General features: G+C 38.4%; 20 protein-coding genes and 1 other RNA gene. 9 read left to right on the forward strand and 12 right to left on the reverse strand.

From position 1 onward, the window contains the following. Positions 1-17 precede the first annotated feature (17 nt). The 3 genes from EFY79_RS08425 to EFY79_RS08435 form a co-directional block, all read right to left on the reverse strand. Positions 18-605: a DUF3109 family protein gene (locus EFY79_RS08425; protein WP_123120252.1), complete on the reverse strand. Its 588-nt coding sequence runs from the start codon at positions 603-605 to the stop codon at positions 18-20. A gap of 102 nt (positions 606-707) precedes the next feature. Beyond that, complete coding sequence (locus tag EFY79_RS08430) at positions 708-1,352, reverse strand: endonuclease III domain-containing protein (RefSeq protein WP_123120253.1); 645 nt, start codon at positions 1,350-1,352, stop codon at positions 708-710. Between the two features lie 102 nt (positions 1,353-1,454). After that, positions 1,455-2,174: an EcsC family protein gene (locus tag EFY79_RS08435; RefSeq protein WP_123120254.1), complete on the reverse strand. Its 720-nt coding sequence runs from the start codon at positions 2,172-2,174 to the stop codon at positions 1,455-1,457. A 140-nt stretch (positions 2,175-2,314) separates the two neighbouring features. Between EFY79_RS08435 and lhgO the strand changes: the two genes are divergently transcribed. Together lhgO and EFY79_RS08445 are read left to right on the forward strand one after the other, a co-directional pair. After that, on the forward strand, positions 2,315-3,538 hold the full coding sequence (gene lhgO / locus EFY79_RS08440) for an L-2-hydroxyglutarate oxidase (protein ID WP_123120255.1): 1,224 nt from the start codon (positions 2,315-2,317) through the stop codon (positions 3,536-3,538). Positions 3,539-3,605: 67 nt separating this feature from the next. Next, positions 3,606-5,030, forward strand: a complete 1,425-nt coding sequence (locus EFY79_RS08445; protein ID WP_123120256.1) for a nicotinate phosphoribosyltransferase — start codon at positions 3,606-3,608, stop codon at positions 5,028-5,030. 11 nt (positions 5,031-5,041) lie between these two features. Here the strand turns inward: EFY79_RS08445 and EFY79_RS08450 are convergent, their stop codons facing one another. The 7 genes from EFY79_RS08450 to rpmB all read right to left on the reverse strand — a co-directional run bounded on the left by EFY79_RS08450 (position 5,042) and on the right by rpmB (position 8,824). Next, a complete protein-coding gene (locus tag EFY79_RS08450) occupies positions 5,042-5,446 on the reverse strand; it encodes a putative toxin-antitoxin system toxin component, PIN family (protein ID WP_123120257.1) in 405 nt (134 codons plus the stop codon). Continuing rightward, positions 5,443-5,673, reverse strand: a complete 231-nt coding sequence (locus EFY79_RS08455) for a hypothetical protein (RefSeq protein WP_148041880.1) — start codon at positions 5,671-5,673, stop codon at positions 5,443-5,445. Before EFY79_RS08455 ends, EFY79_RS08450 begins: the two co-directional genes overlap by 4 nt. A gap of 30 nt (positions 5,674-5,703) precedes the next feature. Beyond that, a complete protein-coding gene (gene rimO, locus EFY79_RS08460; RefSeq protein WP_123120259.1) occupies positions 5,704-7,017 on the reverse strand; it encodes a 30S ribosomal protein S12 methylthiotransferase RimO in 1,314 nt (437 codons plus the stop codon). A 63-nt stretch (positions 7,018-7,080) separates the two neighbouring features. Then, a complete protein-coding gene (gene ftsY / locus EFY79_RS08465; protein WP_123120260.1) occupies positions 7,081-8,049 on the reverse strand; it encodes a signal recognition particle-docking protein FtsY in 969 nt (322 codons plus the stop codon). Between the two features lie 85 nt (positions 8,050-8,134). Next, the gene (locus EFY79_RS08470) at positions 8,135-8,305 is read right to left on the reverse strand and encodes a DUF4295 family protein (protein WP_123120261.1); all 171 of its coding nucleotides are present in this window, start codon (positions 8,303-8,305) and stop codon (positions 8,135-8,137) included. A gap of 75 nt (positions 8,306-8,380) precedes the next feature. After that, the gene (gene rpmG / locus EFY79_RS08475; protein WP_123120262.1) at positions 8,381-8,563 is read right to left on the reverse strand and encodes a 50S ribosomal protein L33; all 183 of its coding nucleotides are present in this window, start codon (positions 8,561-8,563) and stop codon (positions 8,381-8,383) included. A 24-nt stretch (positions 8,564-8,587) separates the two neighbouring features. Further along, complete coding sequence (gene rpmB, locus EFY79_RS08480) at positions 8,588-8,824, reverse strand: 50S ribosomal protein L28 (RefSeq protein WP_123120263.1); 237 nt, start codon at positions 8,822-8,824, stop codon at positions 8,588-8,590. A gap of 1 nt (position 8,825) precedes the next feature. Between rpmB and EFY79_RS21415 the strand changes: the two genes are divergently transcribed. The 3 genes from EFY79_RS21415 to EFY79_RS08490 are packed head-to-tail and all read left to right on the forward strand — an operon-like array spanning position 8,826 to position 9,785. Beyond that, positions 8,826-8,999: a hypothetical protein gene (locus tag EFY79_RS21415; protein ID WP_158605182.1), complete on the forward strand. Its 174-nt coding sequence runs from the start codon at positions 8,826-8,828 to the stop codon at positions 8,997-8,999. A gap of 35 nt (positions 9,000-9,034) precedes the next feature. Continuing rightward, the gene (gene trxA, locus EFY79_RS08485; RefSeq protein WP_123120264.1) at positions 9,035-9,331 is read left to right on the forward strand and encodes a thioredoxin; all 297 of its coding nucleotides are present in this window, start codon (positions 9,035-9,037) and stop codon (positions 9,329-9,331) included. 37 nt (positions 9,332-9,368) lie between these two features. Beyond that, positions 9,369-9,785, forward strand: a complete 417-nt coding sequence (locus EFY79_RS08490) for an OsmC family protein (RefSeq protein WP_123120265.1) — start codon at positions 9,369-9,371, stop codon at positions 9,783-9,785. Here the strand turns inward: EFY79_RS08490 and EFY79_RS08495 are convergent. Beyond that, positions 9,780-10,661 (reverse strand): DMT family transporter, encoded by an 882-nt coding sequence (locus EFY79_RS08495; protein WP_123120266.1) that lies wholly within the window; start codon positions 10,659-10,661, stop codon positions 9,780-9,782. The two genes, EFY79_RS08490 and EFY79_RS08495, sit on opposite strands and share 6 nt — an antisense overlap. A 208-nt stretch (positions 10,662-10,869) precedes the next feature. Between EFY79_RS08495 and EFY79_RS08500 the strand changes: the two genes are divergently transcribed. The 4 genes from EFY79_RS08500 (at position 10,870) to ssrA (ending at position 17,444) form a co-directional block, all read left to right on the forward strand. After that, positions 10,870-13,980 carry a glycosyltransferase family 117 protein gene (locus EFY79_RS08500; RefSeq protein ID WP_123120267.1) on the forward strand — a complete coding sequence of 1,037 codons (3,111 nt, stop codon included), beginning with the start codon at positions 10,870-10,872 and terminating at the stop codon, positions 13,978-13,980. Positions 13,981-14,183: 203 nt separating this feature from the next. Beyond that, a complete protein-coding gene (locus tag EFY79_RS08505; protein ID WP_123120268.1) occupies positions 14,184-15,281 on the forward strand; it encodes a vWA domain-containing protein in 1,098 nt (365 codons plus the stop codon). A gap of 79 nt (positions 15,282-15,360) precedes the next feature. Further along, positions 15,361-16,875: a magnesium chelatase gene (locus EFY79_RS08510; protein WP_123120269.1), complete on the forward strand. Its 1,515-nt coding sequence runs from the start codon at positions 15,361-15,363 to the stop codon at positions 16,873-16,875. 197 nt (positions 16,876-17,072) lie between these two features. Beyond that, positions 17,073-17,444, forward strand: a transfer-messenger RNA (tmRNA) gene (gene ssrA, locus EFY79_RS08515). 88 nt (positions 17,445-17,532) lie between these two features. Here ssrA and metE read toward each other — a convergent pair. Next, the gene (metE, locus tag EFY79_RS08520) at positions 17,533-19,863 is read right to left on the reverse strand and encodes a 5-methyltetrahydropteroyltriglutamate--homocysteine S-methyltransferase (RefSeq protein ID WP_123120270.1); all 2,331 of its coding nucleotides are present in this window, start codon (positions 19,861-19,863) and stop codon (positions 17,533-17,535) included. Between the last annotated feature and the right edge of the window lie 119 nt (positions 19,864-19,982).

Raw genomic sequence — 19,982 nt, forward strand, 5'->3', positions numbered from 1 at the left:
GAAATGATATGGATATTTTATAAACTGTTGTTTTGATTGTTTAAATGTGTTGCAGTTGCTTCAAGCGCATCATAAAAATGCGGGCCATATTTTCGTACCAGCGCTTCTTTTAAAAATTGATAAACCGGAACTTTTAATTTTTTTCCAAGAGCGCAGGCCGGATCACAGAGTCCTTCGCGGGGTTCATAATTTACCAAATCCCCCTTCCTTGTTTTTTTGATTCTTACCGGAAAAAGATGGCAGCTTATTGGTTTTTTCCATGATATTTTTCCTTCATTGTATGCTTTCTCTATTGCACATTTTACAATACCTTTTTTGTCTGTGATTCCATAGGCGCACATGCCGTTGCTAATGGTAGGAGTTACCCAGCCAAATTCGGCGTCAAACACATATTTACCTTCAGTTTCAATTATCATTTTTGCTTCTTCCGACAAATAAGGAAGCACTTTCTCATAAACGGCATTCAACTGCTCCAATTCTTTTTTTTCAAGCGGTGCACCTGCATCACCATCTACGCAACAGCCGCCTTTGCATTTGTTGAGGTCGCAAACAAATTGCTCTTGCACTACCTGGTCGCTAATCAGAATATCGTCTATTGCAATCATGCTGCAAAAGTAAGTTGAATCCTCTGGACTTGAGAAATTGTCGCAACCAGAATTATATGGATTGATTTTTTACCAGAAAAATAAAATAAGAATTCTTATTATTTATTGCTTTACTGAGTTTAAAAATACGGTGTGATAATAATTGCAGACTTTTTTCATTAAGCAGATTTCACATTTTGGAGTTGGGCGGCAGATTTCCCGCCCTAAAAATGACATGGCCATTCCGGCATCCCATTCTTCGGGCGGCAACGTTTCCATGATTTGTTTTTCAATTTTTTTCGGATCCGTACCGGACGCAATTCCTAAACGGGGCGCAACACGCACCACATGAAGATCAACCATTACTCCTTCTGCCGGCGCGCCGGCTTCACGCTTGATCACATTAGCAGATTTTCTTCCGATACCCGGTAGCGCTGTTAGTTCATCAAGGGTGAGCGGAATATTTTCGTCATTTTGTATTTTTTGCGCCAATGAAATAAGCCACTTTGTTTTATTCGCGTAATTGCGCACCGACCCAATGAAAGGAAATAAAGTTTCGGGTGTACAATGAGAAAGCGCTTCCATATTCGGAAAGGCTTCAAACAATTTCGGAGCTACCTGATTAATGTGCTTGTCGGAATCCTGGGCTGATAAAATTACTCCTACCAAAAGCTGGTAAGTATTTTCATAATCCAATGGATGTTTTTTCCCTTTATATTTTTCAATCAGGGGTTTGATCGCTTCAGGCCAGTTGACTTTTGGAGGCATAGTTATATTTTTTGAAGTTTAAATTTATAAAAATTCATAGCAGCTAAAAATTTTATTATGGGCATAAAATTTCGTGTAGGCATAGCTGTTATCTCTCTTATTTTATTTTATCAATCGCATTCTGTAGGCATTCATCGCCGTTATTCCTAATTTTTTTATTAGGCGTGAATTCACCACAAAACCAATAGGAGCGCCAATCACCGGAATAAGCTGTGCCATTTTTGCAATGTCTAAATAATCGCGGTATTCCTGCTGAAAATTTCTCCAGTCAAACTGATTAATATCCTCAGGTAATTCTTTGGTTTTGTTTTCCCAATCAATCATTTTCAAATAAACATCACGGCGATGTGAATCACTGGAAAAAGCGAGTTCAAAAATGTGCAACAGGTAAACTCTTTCTTTATAATCATTGATATCGAATCCGTAAAGTGATGCAATATCAAAAAGTAATTTGATTTTGATACCAATCAGAACAGGAAAATCAACAAGACCAAGTAAAATTCCTCCTGCGCCTGTAACGCCTCCCTCGACGGCAGCGGTAGTTTTATAATTTTCAATTTTCTTTCGGACCATATTTTCACGAACCAGCAAACTCATGTTCAGTAATGGTTTTGCTGTGGCATATTTTGCGCCAAAGAGAACTCCTTTTATCATTTGTTTAATCACTTCGGTTATTCCCTTATGCACTTTTTCCGGAATCCATGAATTGATTTTGGTTTGAATTTTTTTGGAAAATTTATCAAACAAAGAAGGCCTTCGCAGCATTTTTTTTTGCCACTTTTTTAATTCTGCATCTGCAATTTCTTCATAAGAATCTGGCATAATGAAGCGAATTTATTTAAAGAAAGTTACGGTTTTAATTTTCTTTTTTTTATCAAAAGCAATAAAACAGAAGATTTATTTTTGCATACTTACTATTAAGATTTGCAGTAGACAAACAAATAAAACCAAATTCTAAATTATTGGAAAACGAAGTTTTTGATATCGCGATTATTGGCGGCGGAATTGTAGGTGCCGGTACATTCTATCAATTGCAAAAGCATCATCCTTCTTTAAAAATTATTTTGATTGAAAAGGAATCGCACCTCGCTGCGCATCAAACCGGCAACAATTCAGGTGTGATGCATTCAGGGCTTTATTATAAGCCGGGTTCGCTGAAAGCAAAAAACTGTGTGGAAGGCAGAAAAGCTTTGGTAAAATTTGCTGAAGAAAATAATATTCCACATGATGTGTGTGGTAAAATTGTAGTGGCCATGGATGACTCGGAGCTACCCTATTTAGAAAAGATTTTCCAAACCGGTTTACAAAATGAAATTGAAGGAATTGAAAAAATAAATGCGGAACAAATTAGAGAGCATGAGCCGTTTTGTGTAGGAATTGCGGGTATTTGGGTGCCTTGCACCGGTATCATTGATTATGTAAAAGCAACGGATAAGATGGTTGAAATTGCGCGAAGCATTAATCCAAACAGTCAATTGGCTTTAAACACAGAAGCTACTTCTTTTGAAAAAGAAAATGATATCAATGTTATTTCAACGAATAAAAAAACGTACCGGAGTAAATACACGATTTTCTGTGGTGGATTGCAGGCAGACAGATTAGCGCATAAAGACCATGTGGATGTAAAAGAAAAAGTAGTTGGGTTTCGTGGCGATTATTATGAGTTAACAGAACAAGCAAAACATAAAATAAAAAATCTTATTTACCCTGTTCCAAATCCTGATTTTCCTTTCCTGGGCGTGCATTTCACGAGAATGACCAACGGAGAAATTGAATGTGGCCCGAATGCGGTTTTCACTTTCAAAAGAGAAGGCTATGGCAAAACTGATTTCAATTGGAAAGACACTATTGATGCACTCACTTACAAAGGAACCTGGAAATTATTTTTTCAAAATATGCAATTCGGTATTAATGAATATCGTCGTGCTTTTTCAAAAAAATTATTTTTAAAAACATTACAAAGGCTGGTTCCTTCTTTAACAATGGATGATATAAAACCAGGCAGGTCGGGAGTTAGAGCAATGTTGCTCAGTGAAGATGGCGACACACGCGATGATTTTAGAATTGAATATCGCGATACGAGCATTCATGTTTTGAATGCGCCATCGCCTGCTGCCACTGCATCTCTGGCCATTGGCGATAACATTCGTGAGATGGCTGAGAAGCATTTTGATTTAGGAAAATAATGAAGTTTCGACTCTAATTGACTTATTACTTTAGTATCTGGAATTTAAAAAAATAAATACTTTCATCATGCCTGAACAAAATAGATTTACCATTCACACTAATTCCGGACTTTATACAGACATGTATGAGCTGGCAATGGCTGAGGCATATTTCAAGGAAAAAAAACACAATGAGCCAGCCTGCTTCGATTATTTTTTCAGAAAATTACCGTTTGGTGGTGGTTATGTTATCTTTTGTGGATTGGGTGAATTGCTTCCGATAATTGAAACATTACATTTTAATGCTGACGAAATTAATTGGCTTCATAAACAAGGATTTAATAAAGATTTCTTATCGTGGCTGGAAGCATTTCGTTTTAAAGGAACGATTCGTTCAATGCAGGAAGGCGAAATTGTATTTCCGCTGGAGCCTTTGCTGGAAGTGGAAGGCGGACTTGCTGAAGTGCAGATTATAGAAACCTTATTGTTAAACTATCTGAATTTTCAATCACTTATTGCTACAAAAGCAGCAAGGATGCGCTTCGCAGCCGGAAATCGTCATTTAAGCGAATTTGGGTTGAGAAGAGCGCAGGCATTAGGCGGCATTTCAGCAAGCCGTGCTGCGGTAGCAGGAGGTTTTGACAGCACTTCCAATATGTATTCTGCTAAAAAATACGATATAAAGGCAGTAGGCACCATGGCGCACTCATTTATCCAAAGCCAACAGGATGAATTGACTGCTTTTAGAAAATTTGCCGAAGCAGAGCCACACAATTGCACTTTGCTGGTTGACACTTACGATACATTGAAAAGCGGCATTCCAAATGCCATAAAAGTGGCAAAGGAAATGACAGAAAAAGGGCTTCATCTTCAGGCAATCAGGCTTGACAGTGGCGACCTTGCTTATCTTTCTAAAAGAGGCCGCAAAATGCTGGATGATGCTGGTTTTTCTAATGTACAGATTATCGTTTCTAATCAGTTGGATGAATATTTAATAAAAAGCTTGCTGGAACAAAAAGCGCCAATAGATTCATTTGGTGTAGGTACAAGCCTGGCAACCGGTCAGCCGGATGCGGCGCTTGATGGCGTTTATAAATTGTGTGAAATAAACGGCGAACCGAAAATTAAATTATCTGAAAATATTCAGAAAGTAACTTTGCCGGGACGCAAACAAGTCTACCGTTTTAGCGATGAAACAGGTTGCTTTGTTGCTGACGCAATCGGACTTGAAAAAGACACCGCTCCCGATAAAATGATTCATCCTTTTGATGTGGAAAAAAGCATGCAACTGGATATTAAAATGGCGGCCCCACTGCTTGAAAAAATCATGGAAAACGGTCATTCTTTGTTAGAAAAATATGAGCCGGAAGACATAGCTGCTTTTGTAAAAAAAAGAATGCGTCAATTGCCTGATGAACACAAACGTTTTAATAATCCGCATATCTACAAAGTGGGTGTCAGCGCGCCTTTACATAAATTAAGAAGCGATTTGAGGAAGAGGTATAAGATGTAAATTGTAAATTTCTATTCTACTCTTAATTTGAAAAATGTAGCAAGAGTTATAACCTGAACCGGAGCATTTTTCCAATTTATTAATGGTTTGTCTCCAGAAACAATAATCGATTCAGAAGCTAAAGCTAAACAGAAAAGATAATCGTCTTTTGCATCCGGACTTTTTATTTTTTGAAATCCCGGCTCAATTAAATTTCCAAATTGAGCAACAGCATTAACAAATTCAAGAGGTGATTTTTTTAAGTATTTCTTAAACTTATCCCGTAGTAAAACATCCTTCAACTCATTAATTAATTCAATTGATATAAAAACCTCAAAATCCTTTTCTAACAAAAAAATAAAAAGCTCATCCAGTTTGTCCTTTAAAATGTAACTGATATAAATATTTACATCAATCACATAATTTTTCTGAATCATTTTTTCCTCTCTTTATGCATTTTCTTTTGCTCAGCTACAATTTCAGCAAGACTTATATTATTTGGTACCACTGCTCCTTTTAATTTTTCAGCCATCATCAAAGCTTTTCTCATTCTTACCTGTTTAAGCATTAGTTTCTTTTCTTCTTCTGTAAGTGATTCCACTTCCATCACTATTTTCGCAAGTGTAGAGGGTTCTTTTTCATTTATTACTAAGGTGCCTGGCATAAAAATGGGTTTCTCAAATTTACAAAACATTTAGTGTTCTATAACCACCTCTCCTTCCAAATCATAATCATAAGCTTTTGTGATTTTTACATTTATAAAATCGCCCGGATTTAATTTTTTTTCAGAATTGATAATAACTTCATTATCTACTTCCACACTGTCAAATTCTGTACGGCCAAGATATTTTCCGGCTTCCTTTTTATCGATAATTACTTTAAAGGTCTTGCCGATTTTGGCTTCATTTTTTTGGTAAGAAATTTCCTGTTGCACATCCATTATCTCTTGAGCTCTTCTTTCTTTTTCTTCTTCATTAACATTGTTTTCAAGATTAAATGCAGAGGTATTTTCTTCGTGTGAATAAGTAAAAATCCCTACCCGGTCGAATTCCATTTTCTTCAAAAACAATTTTAATTCTTCAACATCATCCTGCGTTTCTCCGGGGAAACCTGCAATGAGTGTTGTTCTTAAACAAATCTCCGGAATCTTGTATTTTATCTCGCCGATAATATCTTCCATTTCTTCCCGGGTAATCTGCCTTTTCATTGCTTTCAACATTCTGTTGCTCGCGTGTTGCAAAGGCATATCGAGATAGTTGCAAATATTTTCTCTTTCTTTCATTGCATCAATTATTTCCATCGGAAATTTTGATGGATAGGCATAATGCAACCTGATCCATTCAAGTCCGGGAATATCCGACAGTAAACGAAGTAATTTGGGCAATTCCCGTTTTTTATAAATATCCAAACCGTAGTAAGTGAGTTCCTGTGCAATCAGCATGATTTCTTTTACACCTCTAGATACCAATAGTTTTGCTTCTTGCACCAAAGATTCTATGGGCCGGCTCACGTGTTTTCCGCGCATTAACGGAATGGCACAAAAAGAACAGGTGCGGTTGCACCCTTCGCTTATTTTCAAATAAGCATAATGATTTGGGGTGCTTAATAATCTTTCGCCGACCAACTCAGCCTTATAATCTACATCGAATTTTCTCAGCAAAAAAGGCAATTCCATCGTTCCGAAAAAAGCATCTACTTCCGGAATTTCTTCCTCAAGATTTTGTTTGTAGCGTTCGCTCAAACAGCCGGTAACATAGACTTTATCCAGCTTTCCGCGCTTTTTTAATTCTACTTGTTCCAATATAGTATTGATACTTTCCTCTTTTGCCAAATCAATAAATCCGCAGGTATTCACGACAACTATATTATGATCTAATTTTTTACTTTCATGCTGCACATCAAAATCGGCAGCAGCTAATTGACCGCTCAATACTTCACTATCGACCATATTCTTGCTGCATCCGAGTGTGATAATATTTACCTTATCTTTTTTATTTTTTGTTTTCATTTTTTATCCTCTAATTACACGAATTGCACAAAACTCTCTCAACAGAATAATTTAATCATTAACCTATTTCACTCCCCCAAACAAACTGTCCACAAAATCTTTTTTATCAAACACTAAAAGATCCGTTGCTTTTTCACCAACACCTATAAATTTTACGGGAATTTTAAATTGATCAGCCACTGCAAGCACAACGCCGCCCTTGGCTGTGCCGTCCAGTTTTGTGATGGTCAATGCGGAAACTTCTGTGGCTGCTGTGAAATGCTTTGCCTGTTCCAAAGCATTTTGGCCGGTGCTTCCGTCTAATACCAGCATCACTTCGTGTGGCGCTCCCGGCAATGCTTTATTTACGGATCTTTTGATTTTATTTAGCTCATCCATCAGGTGGATCTTATTGTGCAATCTTCCTGCAGTATCAATTACGACCACATCAGCATTTCTCGCAATCCCGCTTTGCACTGCATCAAAAGCGACCGCGCTTGGGTCAGAACCCATCGCATGTTTTACTATCGGCACATTTGTTCTTTCGCTCCAGATATTTAGTTGATCAACTGCCGCTGCGCGAAAAGTATCCGCTGCACCAAGCAACACCGATTTTCCGGCCAATGAAAAATTATGAGCCAGTTTTCCAATCGTCGTAGTTTTGCCAACTCCATTTACCCCTACAACCAAAATAACATGAGGCTGATGCCCGGATGGAAGTTCGTAATTGATGTAGGAAGTATCCTGTGGTGCATCTACCAGGATGGACTGAATCTCTTCTTTCAAAATCCGGTTCAGTTCATTGGTATTTACGTATTTATCACGCGCTACTCTTTTCTCAATTCCATCGATAATTTTTACAGTTGTATCTACGCCTACATCAGCGCTGACTAAAGCATTTTCCAAATCGTCAAGAACTTCCTCATCTACGGTACTTTTTCCGGCTATCGCTTTTGTGATCTTGTCAAAAAAACCTTCTTTTGTTTTTTGCAAGCCCTGGTCTAACGATTCCTTCTGTTCTTTTTTCCCAAATATTTTGTCGAATAAACCCATGTATCATTTGATTTAGGTAAAAATAAATAAAGCTATCCGCAAACTGATGCAGGATAGCTTTAATAATATTGTTAGCAGTTCAAACTTAACTTCCCAGGTGTTCCTTTATTTTATCCTTGTGAACTATAGCTTCTTTGAAAGTGTATGATCCTGTTTTAGGGCTGCGAATGGTGCGAACTACTTTAGTCCAGTTTTTAGCATCTGCTGCTGCTTTCTGATCTTTGGTTTTAATCGCCGTTTTTGCTGACTTTGCCATTGTTTATAATTTGATGATGTGCTAATGTGCCAATATGCTAATTAAATCCATTGGCTAATTACTGAATTAGCTTAATTATTTAATTTCTTTATGAACAGTTACTTTTTTTAAAATTGGGTTGAATTTTTTCAACTCCAGGCGTTCCGGTGTATTCTTTTTGTTTTTTTGTGAAATATAACGGCTGGTGCCCGGCTGGCCAGAAGCTTTATGCTCGGTGCATTCCAAAATTACCTGAACCCTGTTTCCTTTCTTTGCCATTTTATAAATTTGAAAATTTGCTAATTATATTTTAACCCCATTCTCTCTCATTTCTTTCACCACAGTATATAGACCATTTTTATTAATAGTCCTGATAGCTCCGGAAGATAATTTTAAAGTGATCCATTTGTTCTCTTCTGCCAAAAAATACCTTTTTTTCTGGAGGTTAGGAAGAAATCTTCTGCGTGTTTTAATATTTGAATGTGAAACAGTATTTCCGGTGATTGGTCGTTTTCCTGTTACCTGACAAACTCTGGCCATAATGATCTATTTTTTTTCGGACGGCAAAGGTAATAAAGATATGATTATTGAAAAAATAAAATTGAAACTTTTGATGGCCAAATGGCAGTTAAAAATTGACCATCCGGCAGTAAAAGAACTTTTTTGTCGTTTTTTTGTTTTGATTATACGCACCACTGTTGCAGGCCGTTCATAAACCTAATCAGGCACAATTTATGATGACAATTTGCTATGGAAAAGTTTGGAGATGTAATAAAAAGCAGTCAACCTGTATTAGTTGATTTTCATGCTACCTGGTGCGGCCCATGCAAAATGATGGCGCCTGAATTACAAAAATTCGCTCATAATAATACCGGTAAATTAAGAGTTTTAAAAATTGATATTGACAAGAATCCTGCTACCGCGCAGCAATTCAATATCCAGGGCGTACCCACTTTAATCCTGTTTAAGGAGGGAAAGGTTTTGTGGCGCCAATCAGGAGCTATGAGTTCCTCTCAAATATCAGCAGCGGTAAGCTCACATATTTAAATCATAATTTGCAGGTTTTAATTACAATTTATTTTCAATGGCACAATCGTCAATTAATGCAGTATTCAACGGTGGCATGAACTTTACGGCTGATTTAAACGGGCATCAATTAGAAATTGACACCGAGGAATCGCGCGGTGGTAATAACAAAGGTACACGCCCAAAAGTTTTGATGCTTGCTTCCCTGGCGGGCTGTACCGGCCTCGATGTAGTAGGGATTTTAAATAAAATGCGCGTGAATTTTACTAATCTTTCCATAAAAGTAGATGCTCATCTTACTGATGAGGAAGCAGCTATTTATGATGAAGTAACAGTAAATTATTCAATTAAGGTTGATAAGGCTGACGAGCAAAAAGTGGAGAAAGCTGTAAAATTATCCCAGGAAAAATATTGCGGTGTCACTAAAATGTTTGAAGCCTTCGCGAAAGTTTCTTATAAAATAATTTATTTATAATTTCCTGGTTTTCTTTTCCTGGTATACCCGCATCATTTGAAGCGTAACTGCAAGCAATATTAAGCCCAATCCAAAATAGAACCCCCGTCCCAAAAATTTATTTTCTTTAAAAATAATAAACGCCAGAATAATAGAATACACCGGTTCAAAATTATAAGACAGATTAGTAGTGAAAGCGCTAATATGCTTCAGCGCCTGGAGGCTCAGATTAAATGCGAAGACCGTACAAACCGCCGCTAATATAATTAACCACCACCAATCACTGAAAGTGGGCAGATAATAGGAAGCCGGAAAATAACTGAGGTAAAAGGGAAGTATTAAAACGAGTGCGATACAACCTCCGCTCATTTCGTAGAGTGTGACGGTATTTGGAGCAAAATCATTTAGCAATTTTTTATTGATTATTGGAAAAATGCAGGCAAACATGGCTGAAATAATTCCAAACAATATTCCCATTTTGTATTCAGGATAGAAATTGAAAATCAGGTACACTCCCGCAATAGCCAACAAGCCAAGAAATACTTCAACAAAATCGATTTTGCGCCTCATCAATAGCGGTTCAAATAAAGACGTGAAAAAACCTATAGTAGATAAACAGGTGACGGAAACGGAAACGTTGGAATATTTGATGCTTCCGTAAAATGTGACCCAGTGAATTGCAATAATGGCGCCCACGCCAAAGAGTTTCATTTTGTTTGTTGCGGAGATGTGCTCCATCTGTTTTTTGTAAAATAAAAATGCAGCAAGAATCAGCGCGCTAAGTAACATCCTGTAAAAAGTAAGCAGCCCTTCATTAAGTTGTATTAATTTGCCCAGGATAGCAGTGAAACCGGCAAGGATAATTGCAACATGCAATTGAACGAAGGCTTTTTTCAAGGAAGTATTATCTGGAATTCTATTTTAAAATGATTTTAAAAAGCAAAATTAGATTAACAACTTGCATTGATGAAATATTCCTTTTGTTCAATTTTCCTGTTTTCATAAACGGCTAACAATTAACAATCCTTTGTGTAAAAAAAAATAAGCCGATTGTATAGTAGCTTCCATAGCTTTATATTTGCCCATCTTTCGACAAATCCATAATATGAGTTATAAACGTATCAATAACATTACCGGGTGGGTGATTTGTGCTATCGCCTGCTTTGTTTACCTGGCTACAATGGAAGCTACCGGCAGCTTTTGGGATTGTGGTGAATTCGCATCCAGCGCCTATAAACTTCAAATTCCACATCCTCCGGGCGCGCCACTTTTTATTTTGATCGGAAGGTTATTCATGGCGCCATTTTCAAATCCAAACACGGCTATACTTGGCCTCAACACCATGAGTGCCCTGATGAGCGGTTTTTGTATTTTATTCCTGTTCTGGACAATAACCCACTTTGCACGAAAACTACTTGAAAAAAATAATCCGAATGCCCTTACCGAAGGACAAATCTTTACTATTATGGCCGCCGGAGTTGTGGGGGCGCTGGCATATACTTTCTCAGATTCTTTTTGGTATTCGGCTGTGGAGTCTGAAGTATACGCCAGCTCGTCTTTTTTTACTGCCATCGTTTTTTGGGCAGCATTGAAATGGGAAGATGCGGTAACCCAGGAAAAATTACGGGGAGTAAAAGGGAATTTTACCCCGGCCGACAGGTGGCTTATCTTAATTTTTTATATGGTTGGATTGGCTGTAGGTGTGCATTTGCTGGCCATTCTTACTATCCCTGCTATTGTAATGTTATATTATTTCAAAAGATACAAGGTCACAAAATGGGGCACTTTTTGGGCTTTCATCGCTGCATGTGTAGTTACAGGAATTGTACAGGTGCCGATGATTCAATGGAGCATTAAGCTGGCTTCTAAATTTGATATCCTTTTCACCAATAGCTTCGGCTTGCCCTTTTTTACTGGCTTTACCTTCTTTTTTGTTTTAATTGCTTTACTCATTTTTGTGATGCTTCGGGTGGCAAAAAGAAAAGACTGGAACTTTTTGCGCCTGGCCATGTGGGCTTTTGCATTTGTCCTTTTAGGATTTTCTACCTATTTCACAACGATGATTCGTTCTAATGCGGATCCGGCTATAGATATGTTCAACGTGGATAACCCTCTTAGTCTTGAAGGATATCTGACTCGCGAACAATATGGCGACTGGCCGATATTAAAAGGGCAGGATTTCACAGATGAGCCAACAAGCCAGAACTACGAAGATACTTATGTGAAGGGCGATGATAAATATGTGAAAAAAGGCAAGAAAGTAGTCACCGAATATGATCCTTCAGACCTTCATTTTTTCCCAAGGATGTGGGATAACAGCAATGACCAGGGACATGCAGATTATTATGCAAGCTTTGCGGGCATTCAAAAAGATCAGAAAACGGGAAAATATTATGAAAAGCCTACCATGGCGGATAATATTTCTTTCTTTTTTAGCTACCAGCTTAACTGGATGTACATCCGCTACTTCATGTGGAATTTTGCCGGAAAACAAAATGATTTGCAAGGTATTGATATGGGGAACGTTCGCGACGGCAACTGGATTACCGGTATTTCGTTTCTTGACAATGCCCGGCTTGGGGACCAGAGCAAGATGCCTCAAAGCCTGAAAGAAAACAAAGCGAACAATAAATTATTTGCCCTGCCTTTAATCCTTGGTATTCTTGGACTTTTATATCAATACCAGAAAGACAAAGAGGATACGTTAGTGGTGGGACTTTTATTCTTCTTTACGGGGATTGCTATTGTTTTTTACTTAAATCAACCGGGCAATCAGCCGAGGGAACGTGATTATGCTTACGTAGGTTCATTTTATGCATTTGCCGTTTGGATAGGTATAGGTGTGATGTATGTAAAAGATCTTTTTCAAAAATATATGAAGCCAAATATGGCCAATTACGCTGCCGCCGGGCTGTGCCTTTTGGCGGTTCCCGTGTTAATGGCTGGCCAGGAATGGAATGATCACGACAGAAGCCAGAAAACACTGGCAAGAGATATAGCAAAAGATTATCTTGAAAGTTGTGCGCCAAATGCAATATTGATAACTTTTGGCGACAATGATACTTATCCACTCTGGTTCGACCAGGAAGTACTTGGCATTCGCCGCGATGTAAGGGTGATCAATTCAAGCCTGCTTGGCACAGATTGGTATTTAAATGAATTGCGCTATAAAATTAATAAGAGCGACCCTGTGCCCCAAATCTGGAACGCCAACCAAATACTGGGAAGCAACCGGGATGCTATTTATTTCTTCCCCGATCTTCCGGGCGCTAAAGTGGATCAAAATACGCCGATGGATTTGTATAATATGATGAAAAATTATGCAGGCAGCGACGAGCCTTCAAAAATGTACCAAAATGGAAGCGATTTTATTAATATTTTTCCATCCCAAAATGTAGAAGTTCCTGTGGACACAGCACTGGTACGGCAAAACGGAACCGTAAACCCGGACGATACTGTATTATCTAAAATACAATTTACCATTCCTAAAAATGTGCTTCTTAAAAATGAATCAGCGATTCTTAATATCATCGCTGCTAACAAATGGAAGCGCCCGATTTATTTTACCGCTCATTATTCTGATCTTGGCTTTGGCCAATATTTGCGGACTGACGGACTTACCTACCGGCTGGTGCCTGTGAAAAGTGCTGACGTGAATGACACCTGGGCTTATAATGTAATGATGAAAAAATTTGCTTTTGGCGGTGCCGATAAGCCGGGAACTTATTTTGACGAAACAAACAGGCAGCAGTTGAACACCCTCAGGATGCAATATTCACAAGTGGCCAATAGTCTTGTTGACAAGGGAAAAATTGACGAAGCAAAGCAACTTTTAGAAAAGTGTGATAAAAATATGCTACCGGAAAATTTCCCTTACGCAATGGCCTCAAGGCGCGAACAGCAAAACCAGATTTCGGCTCAATTCTTATTAGCGGCCTACAGGGCAGGCGATACCGTACTCGCCAAGAAAATATCAAATGCTTTGCGGGCGGATCTTGAACAGCAGGTAATGTATTTTAACAGCCTTAATGAAAACCGGCAGCAGTATCTCGCGTACGACAACCAGATTGTTACTCAATTGTTGCAGCAATTACAAGGTATGGAACAATATTTTACCAAGCCTTTAATGAATTTGCCATCACCAGAAAGTACCAATAAGGTAATTACAAATACACCTGCGCTACAAAACGATACGCAGCCGCACGATAAGCCCTAAAAAGAACAATTATTTAAATTTGAAATCCCGGCCTTTTATATTGCCGGGATTTTTTATGTCTTAATAAAAAGATTCTAAATGACATCAGAATCTGGCGTCCATTTCAAAATTTTTCAATAAACCACAAAGTGAGCTTTTACAGTGAATAAACAAATACAGCAGATTTTTATTTTACCTTTATACAAAACAATCCGTAACATTCAATGCGATTCAATAATTTTTCCAAGTTCGATCCGAATGCAAACAGCAAATCAACTTTCGACAGCCTGTTGAATATTTTTATGCAATTGCTCACTTATACAAGCGGCGATGTCGGCGAAGCGCTAAACTGGCTTACTGAACTAGACAAAGAGTATAATCTTACCAATGATGAATATGGAATGGGCGATTTTATTGATGATTTGAAGGACAAAGGATATATTGATGATAATAAGCAAACCGGCGAAATTAAAATAACACCAAAGACGGAACAGGGCATCAGAAAACGCAGCCTGGAAGAGATTTTTGGAAAATTAAAAAAATCAAGAACAGGTAATCACAACACTTATAAACCGGGAACCGGCGATGAGATTAACCCGGAAACGCGGCCTTTCCAGTTTGGAGATACCCTTGAACAAATTGATTTTACCTCATCCATACGAAATGCGCAAATAAACCATGGCACCGAAAGTTTTATGATGCATGAAGATGACTTGGAAATCCGCGAAACAGATTTTAAAGCCCAGACTTCTACTGTATTAATGATTGATATTTCGCATAGCATGATTTTGTATGGGGAAGACAGAATTACGCCTGCAAAAAAAGTGGCGATGGCCCTGAGCGAACTTATCACTACAAAGTACCCGAAAGATACTTTGGATATCGTAGTATTTGGAAACGACGCGTGGACGGTTGAAATTAAGGATCTCCCTTATTTACAAGTTGGCCCTTATCATACCAACACAGTTGCAGGATTGGAACTGGCGATGGATATTTTAAGGAGAAGAAAAAATCCAAACAAGCAAATTTTTATGATTACCGATGGAAAGCCGACATGCCTGAAAGTGGGAAAAAGATATTACAAAAATAGTTTTGGTGTGGATAGAAGAATTCTGAACCGTTGTTTGAATCTTGCAGCGCAATGTAAGAAATTAAAAATACCCATCACCACTTTTATGATCGCCAGTGATCCTTACCTCCAGAGATTTGTGACAGAATTTACGGAGACCAATAACGGCAAAGCTTTCTTTGCATCGCTCGACAGATTGGGCGCTTTCATCTTTAAGGATTTTGAAAGTGGGAAAAGAAAAACGGTGTATTGATTGATCTTTAATGAACTTCGAATTGAATTAAACCGTAAATTTAAGAGAACAGAAAAGTGAGAAAATTTAAGAAAAAATAATGCAAATAAAAGATATAAAAACCCTCGGACAACTTAAAGAAATCAATTACAAACCCAGGTCAGTAAAAGAAGAAATAAGGGAGAATCTTATTAAGAAAATTGGCAAAAAGGAAGTCACTTTCCGCGGGATCATCGGCTATGAAGATTCTGTGATTCCCGATACTGAAAGAGCGCTGCTTTCCCGGCATAATATTCTTTTTCTTGGTTTACGCGGACAGGCTAAAACCCGTATGGCGCGGCAAATGACAGAGTTGCTGGACGAATATATTCCCATCGTTGAAGGAAGCGAGGTAAATGATGATCCTTTTAAGCCATTGAGCAAATATGCCCGCGATTTGGTAGATGAAAAAGGTGACAACAGTCCGATAGATTGGCTGCATCGCAGCGAGAGATATGGTGAAAAGCTGGCAACCCCGGATGTAAGTGTTGCTGATCTGATTGGTGATATCGATCCGATAAAGGCTGCTAACCTGAAGCTGAGCTATGCTGATGAAAAAGTGATTCATTATGGAATTATTCCACGCAGCAACCGCGGAATTTTTGTAATAAATGAATTGCCCGATTTGCAGGCGCGCATACAGGTTTCTTTATTTAATATTCTTGAAGAAGGCGATTTGCAAATACGCGGCTTTAAGCTGAGGCTGCCATTAGACATCCTGTTTGTGTTCACCGCCAACCCCGAAGATTATACCAATCGCGGTGCAATAGTTACCCCTTTAAAAGATAGAATCGAAAGCCAGATACTTACGCATTATCCTACTAATATTGAAAATTCTCTTTTTATTACCGAGCAGGAAGCTTCCATCCATAGCGACCAGGTAAAAAAAGTACAGGTAAGCGATTTGATAAAGCGATTAATAGAACAGGTTTCTTTTGAAGCACGCGGCAGCGAATTTGTTGATAAAAAAAGCGGGGTCTCGGCCAGGCTTACCATTTCGGCTTTCGAAAACGCTGTGAGCGCCGCAGAACGGCGCGCTATCATGAATAAAGAAAAAGAAACACAGGTATGGGTAAGCGATCTTACAGGAATTATTCCTTCCATTACCGGCAAAATAGAATTGGTATATGAAGGTGAACAGGAAGGGCCTTTCCAGGTGGCGTATAACTTGTTGGAAAAATCTATCAGGACTCAATTTGTAAAATATTTTCCTAATCCTGATTCTCTAAAGAAAAAAAGAAATAACCGTGAAGGTGTCGTTAACGAAAACCCCTACAATGCGATTACACAATGGTTCGATAGCGGAAACCAGCTAAACATTTCTTTCGATATGAAAGATGAGGATAAAATCCAATTGTTATATAAGGTGGACGGCTTGTTTGGGTTGGTAAAAAAACATTTTCCTGCGGCAAGCACAAAAGAGAATGCTTTGTTGATGGAGTTTATATTACATGGTTTATCTTCTTTTTCGTTAATCAGCAAAAAAGTATTTGAAGGAAAAGTTGAATTCAAAGATCTGATGGGAAGCATGATAAATCTTAGCTCGCAATCCTTCTCTGATGAAGAGCTGGAATAGTTTTATTTTGATGAAAAGTAAAACCGGTTTTAGATTCAGGCATTTTAATAATCCTGGTTATAAAATAATTATTTCTTCGGATAAAAATAAGCGTGAGCATGACCGGGAGGTTTATAGGATTTATTTAATTAATTTTTGCATCCGGAAATTTATTAACTGAAATTAATTTTTGTAAATTTGTTGATTCACTAAATCCCGGGGCTGACCGGTTTTGACAGCATAGTTCTTTGTAAGTATAAGCATGTAGCGCGTTGCGTAATTAGCGCTTTAATCTGAATACGAAAACTTTAAATGGCAATAACAATTTTGCCATGGCTGCGTAATCGATAGATTCGCTTCCATTAGGGCCGTTGAGCTGGTCAGGCCTGTTGCCACGCTCTTCCGCCGACTCAAAATAAAACGGGCTGCTGCAATTGAAGGCTGTGACAATTGCTTAAGACTATTCAGCTACGGAAATAGTTGGTTTGTTTTGCTCCTGCTTTTTCCCGACAAATAATGCAAAACTAAACATGTAGAAGGCTTACGGCGGATGTGTTTGGACCAGGGTTCGAATCCCTGCAGCTCCACATAAGAAGGCCTCCATTACTGAACGTATGGAGGCCTTCTTTGCTTCATATCCCACTTCTGGCCTTAATTAAAACCATGGTACCATTCAGTCTAAACTTCGGCCGGTATTACCGCTTCCTTTCTTAATATCTTTGCCGCATCTACCATTGCTTCCAGGGCTGCCTTCGTTTCGGGCCATGCCCGGGTTTTTAATCCGCAATCAGGATTTACCCACAATTGTTTTGCAGGAATAACTTTGCTGGCTTTATGAATCAAATCTATCATTTCTTCTTTTGATGGCACCCGTGGCGAATGAATATCATACACGCCCGGACCGATATCGTTCGGATATTTAAATGCTGCAAATACATCCAGTAATTCCATTTGTGATCGCGAAGTTTCTATAGTAATGACATCGGCGTCCATGGCCGCAATATCTTCAATAATGTCATTAAATTCTGAATAGCACATGTGTGTATGAACCTGGGTTTCATCCTTCACGCCTGAGGCGGAAATCTTAAACGCCTTAACAGCCCAATCTAAATAATTACGCCAGTTTTCTTTGCGTAATGGCAACCCCTCACGAAGTGCCGGCTCATCAATTTGAAGGATTTTGATATTTGCATTTTCAAGATCAGCAACTTCGTCACGTATTGCAAAAGCAATCTGCATGCACGTTTCAGCGTGCGGCTGGTCATTGCGCACGAAACTCCATTGCAGTATGGTAACCGGCCCGGTCAACATTCCTTTTACCAATTTTTTCGTCAATGATTGAGCAAACTTTGTATAATAAAGGGTCATCGGATGTTTTCTTTCCACATCGCCAACAATGATCGGGGGCTTCACACAGCGGCTGCCATAGCTTTGCACCCATCCGTTTTTAGTAAACACGAATCCATCCAGTTGTTCGCCAAAATATTCCACCATGTCATTGCGCTCAAATTCACCATGCACTAACACATCAATTCCTGATTCTTCCTGCCAGCGGATAGATGATTCAATTTCTTTTTTTACGAGGCTATCATATTCCTCATTGGCAATTTCTCCTTTCTTCAGTTTGGCTCTCCATCCCCGTACTTCTTTTGTTTGCGGGAAAGAGCCGATAGTAGTAGTAGGAAATAAGGGAAGGTTTAACTGCTTTTGTTGTATGGCTTTTCTTTTAGAAAATGGACTTTGACGATTTAAGTCTTTATCAGAAAACTTTTTTATCCTGTCCTGAATTTTTTGCTTATGAATAAGAGCGGATTGTTTTTTTTCATCAATCGCTTTTTTATTATCGGTCAGCTTGCGCAGATTTTCTGTTGAGGGATTTTCTTCTGAAAGCGCAGCCAACGTTGCTACTTCATCAATTTTTTGTTTGGCAAAAGCCATCCAGTTTTTAATTGTTGACGGAAGATTTTTTTCATCAGTTTCTAAATCCAAATCACAAGGCACATGGAGCAACGAACAGGAGGGCGCAATCATAATTCTGTCGGCGCCGATAGCTTCTTTCGCTTTTGCTATCAATAGAAGTGAATTCGTAAAATCATTTTTCCAGATATTTCTGCCATCGGTAAGGCCTAATGATAAACTCATTTTAGACTGACGAATACTGGTCTGCAGAATATCCTCCAATTGCAAAGGACAACGTGCCAAATCAAGGTGCAACGTCTGAACCGGAAGCTGCAAAACCGTTTCTAGATTATCTCCATAGCATTCAAAATAAGCAGCCAGGATAATGTGCAAACCGGGAAATGCCTTTTTGATATCACTATAAACCTTAATAAAAAGCTTTCGCTCTGCCTCAGTAAGATTTAATGACAAGCAAGGCTCATCAAATTGGATATAGTGGGCATTTGCATCGTCCAGATTTTTTAAAACTTCAAAATAAACGGGTAACAAATTATTTATTAATTCCAGGCGGTGAAAGCCTTCCTGTTTTTCTTTGCCGAGCAACAAGTAGGAAATAGGCCCTAATAATACAGGCTTTGCGTTAAACCCTTCTCTTTTCGCTTCGCGGAATTCGTGAATTATCTTTTTAGAAAAGAAACAAAATTTTTGATTCGCAACGAACTCAGGTACAATGAAATGATAATTGGTGTCAAACCACTTCGTCATTTCCATTGCAGTGATATCATAATCGTCTTTTTGATAACCTCTCGCCATTGCAAAAAGCAAATCAATATCCCGTAATTGCTTTTTTTCCATGAGCGAATGAAATCTTTCAGGGATAGCACCCACCATCAGGCTTGTATCCAATACATGGTCGTAATAGGAAAAATCATTGCATGGAATAATATCAATCCCTGCATTTTGCTGCAACTGCCAGTTTTGAAGGCGGATGCTCTTGGCGGTTTGTTCCAGTTCAATCGCCGAAATTTTGCCGGCCCAATATTGTTCATTCGCTTTTTTTAATTCTCGGTGGCTGCCGATACGTGGGTATCCTAAATTGTGAGTAAGCATGTTCAGAGGCTTTTAAAAATTTTAAGCAAAACTAAGCATCTGGATAAAATTTCTTTATAAGTCTTATAACTTTGGAATTTTGTTCTATATGAATATTTTAAATAGAAAATTATTCTAAA

Source organism: Hanamia caeni (assembly GCF_003721595.1).
Lineage (GTDB): Bacteria > Bacteroidota > Bacteroidia > Chitinophagales > Chitinophagaceae > Ginsengibacter > Ginsengibacter caeni.

Bases quoted from the DNA above. Each gene is read 5' to 3' on its own strand.
- EFY79_RS08505 (WP_123120268.1), top strand. From the start codon at position 14,184: ATGCGATTCAATAATTTTTCCAAGTTCGATCCGAATGCAAACAGCAAA.
- EFY79_RS08500 (WP_123120267.1), top strand. From the start codon at position 10,870: ATGAGTTATAAACGTATCAATAACATTACCGGGTGGGTGATTTGTGCT.
- EFY79_RS08455 (WP_148041880.1), bottom strand. From the start codon at position 5,673: ATGCCAGGCACCTTAGTAATAAATGAAAAAGAACCCTCTACACTTGCG.
- EFY79_RS08470 (WP_123120261.1), bottom strand. From the start codon at position 8,305: ATGGCAAAGTCAGCAAAAACGGCGATTAAAACCAAAGATCAGAAAGCA.
- EFY79_RS08445 (WP_123120256.1), top strand. From the start codon at position 3,606: ATGCCTGAACAAAATAGATTTACCATTCACACTAATTCCGGACTTTAT.
- EFY79_RS08425 (WP_123120252.1), bottom strand. From the start codon at position 605: ATGATTGCAATAGACGATATTCTGATTAGCGACCAGGTAGTGCAAGAG.
- EFY79_RS08450 (WP_123120257.1), bottom strand. From the start codon at position 5,446: ATGATTCAGAAAAATTATGTGATTGATGTAAATATTTATATCAGTTAC.
- EFY79_RS21415 (WP_158605182.1), top strand. From the start codon at position 8,826: ATGATCTATTTTTTTTCGGACGGCAAAGGTAATAAAGATATGATTATT.
- EFY79_RS08430 (WP_123120253.1), bottom strand. From the start codon at position 1,352: ATGCCTCCAAAAGTCAACTGGCCTGAAGCGATCAAACCCCTGATTGAA.
- EFY79_RS08490 (WP_123120265.1), top strand. From the start codon at position 9,369: ATGGCACAATCGTCAATTAATGCAGTATTCAACGGTGGCATGAACTTT.
- metE (WP_123120270.1), bottom strand. From the start codon at position 19,863: ATGCTTACTCACAATTTAGGATACCCACGTATCGGCAGCCACCGAGAA.
- rpmB (WP_123120263.1), bottom strand. From the start codon at position 8,824: ATGGCCAGAGTTTGTCAGGTAACAGGAAAACGACCAATCACCGGAAAT.
- ftsY (WP_123120260.1), bottom strand. From the start codon at position 8,049: ATGGGTTTATTCGACAAAATATTTGGGAAAAAAGAACAGAAGGAATCG.
- rimO (WP_123120259.1), bottom strand. From the start codon at position 7,017: ATGAAAACAAAAAATAAAAAAGATAAGGTAAATATTATCACACTCGGA.
- EFY79_RS08510 (WP_123120269.1), top strand. From the start codon at position 15,361: ATGCAAATAAAAGATATAAAAACCCTCGGACAACTTAAAGAAATCAAT.
- EFY79_RS08435 (WP_123120254.1), bottom strand. From the start codon at position 2,174: ATGCCAGATTCTTATGAAGAAATTGCAGATGCAGAATTAAAAAAGTGG.
- rpmG (WP_123120262.1), bottom strand. From the start codon at position 8,563: ATGGCAAAGAAAGGAAACAGGGTTCAGGTAATTTTGGAATGCACCGAG.
- trxA (WP_123120264.1), top strand. From the start codon at position 9,035: ATGGAAAAGTTTGGAGATGTAATAAAAAGCAGTCAACCTGTATTAGTT.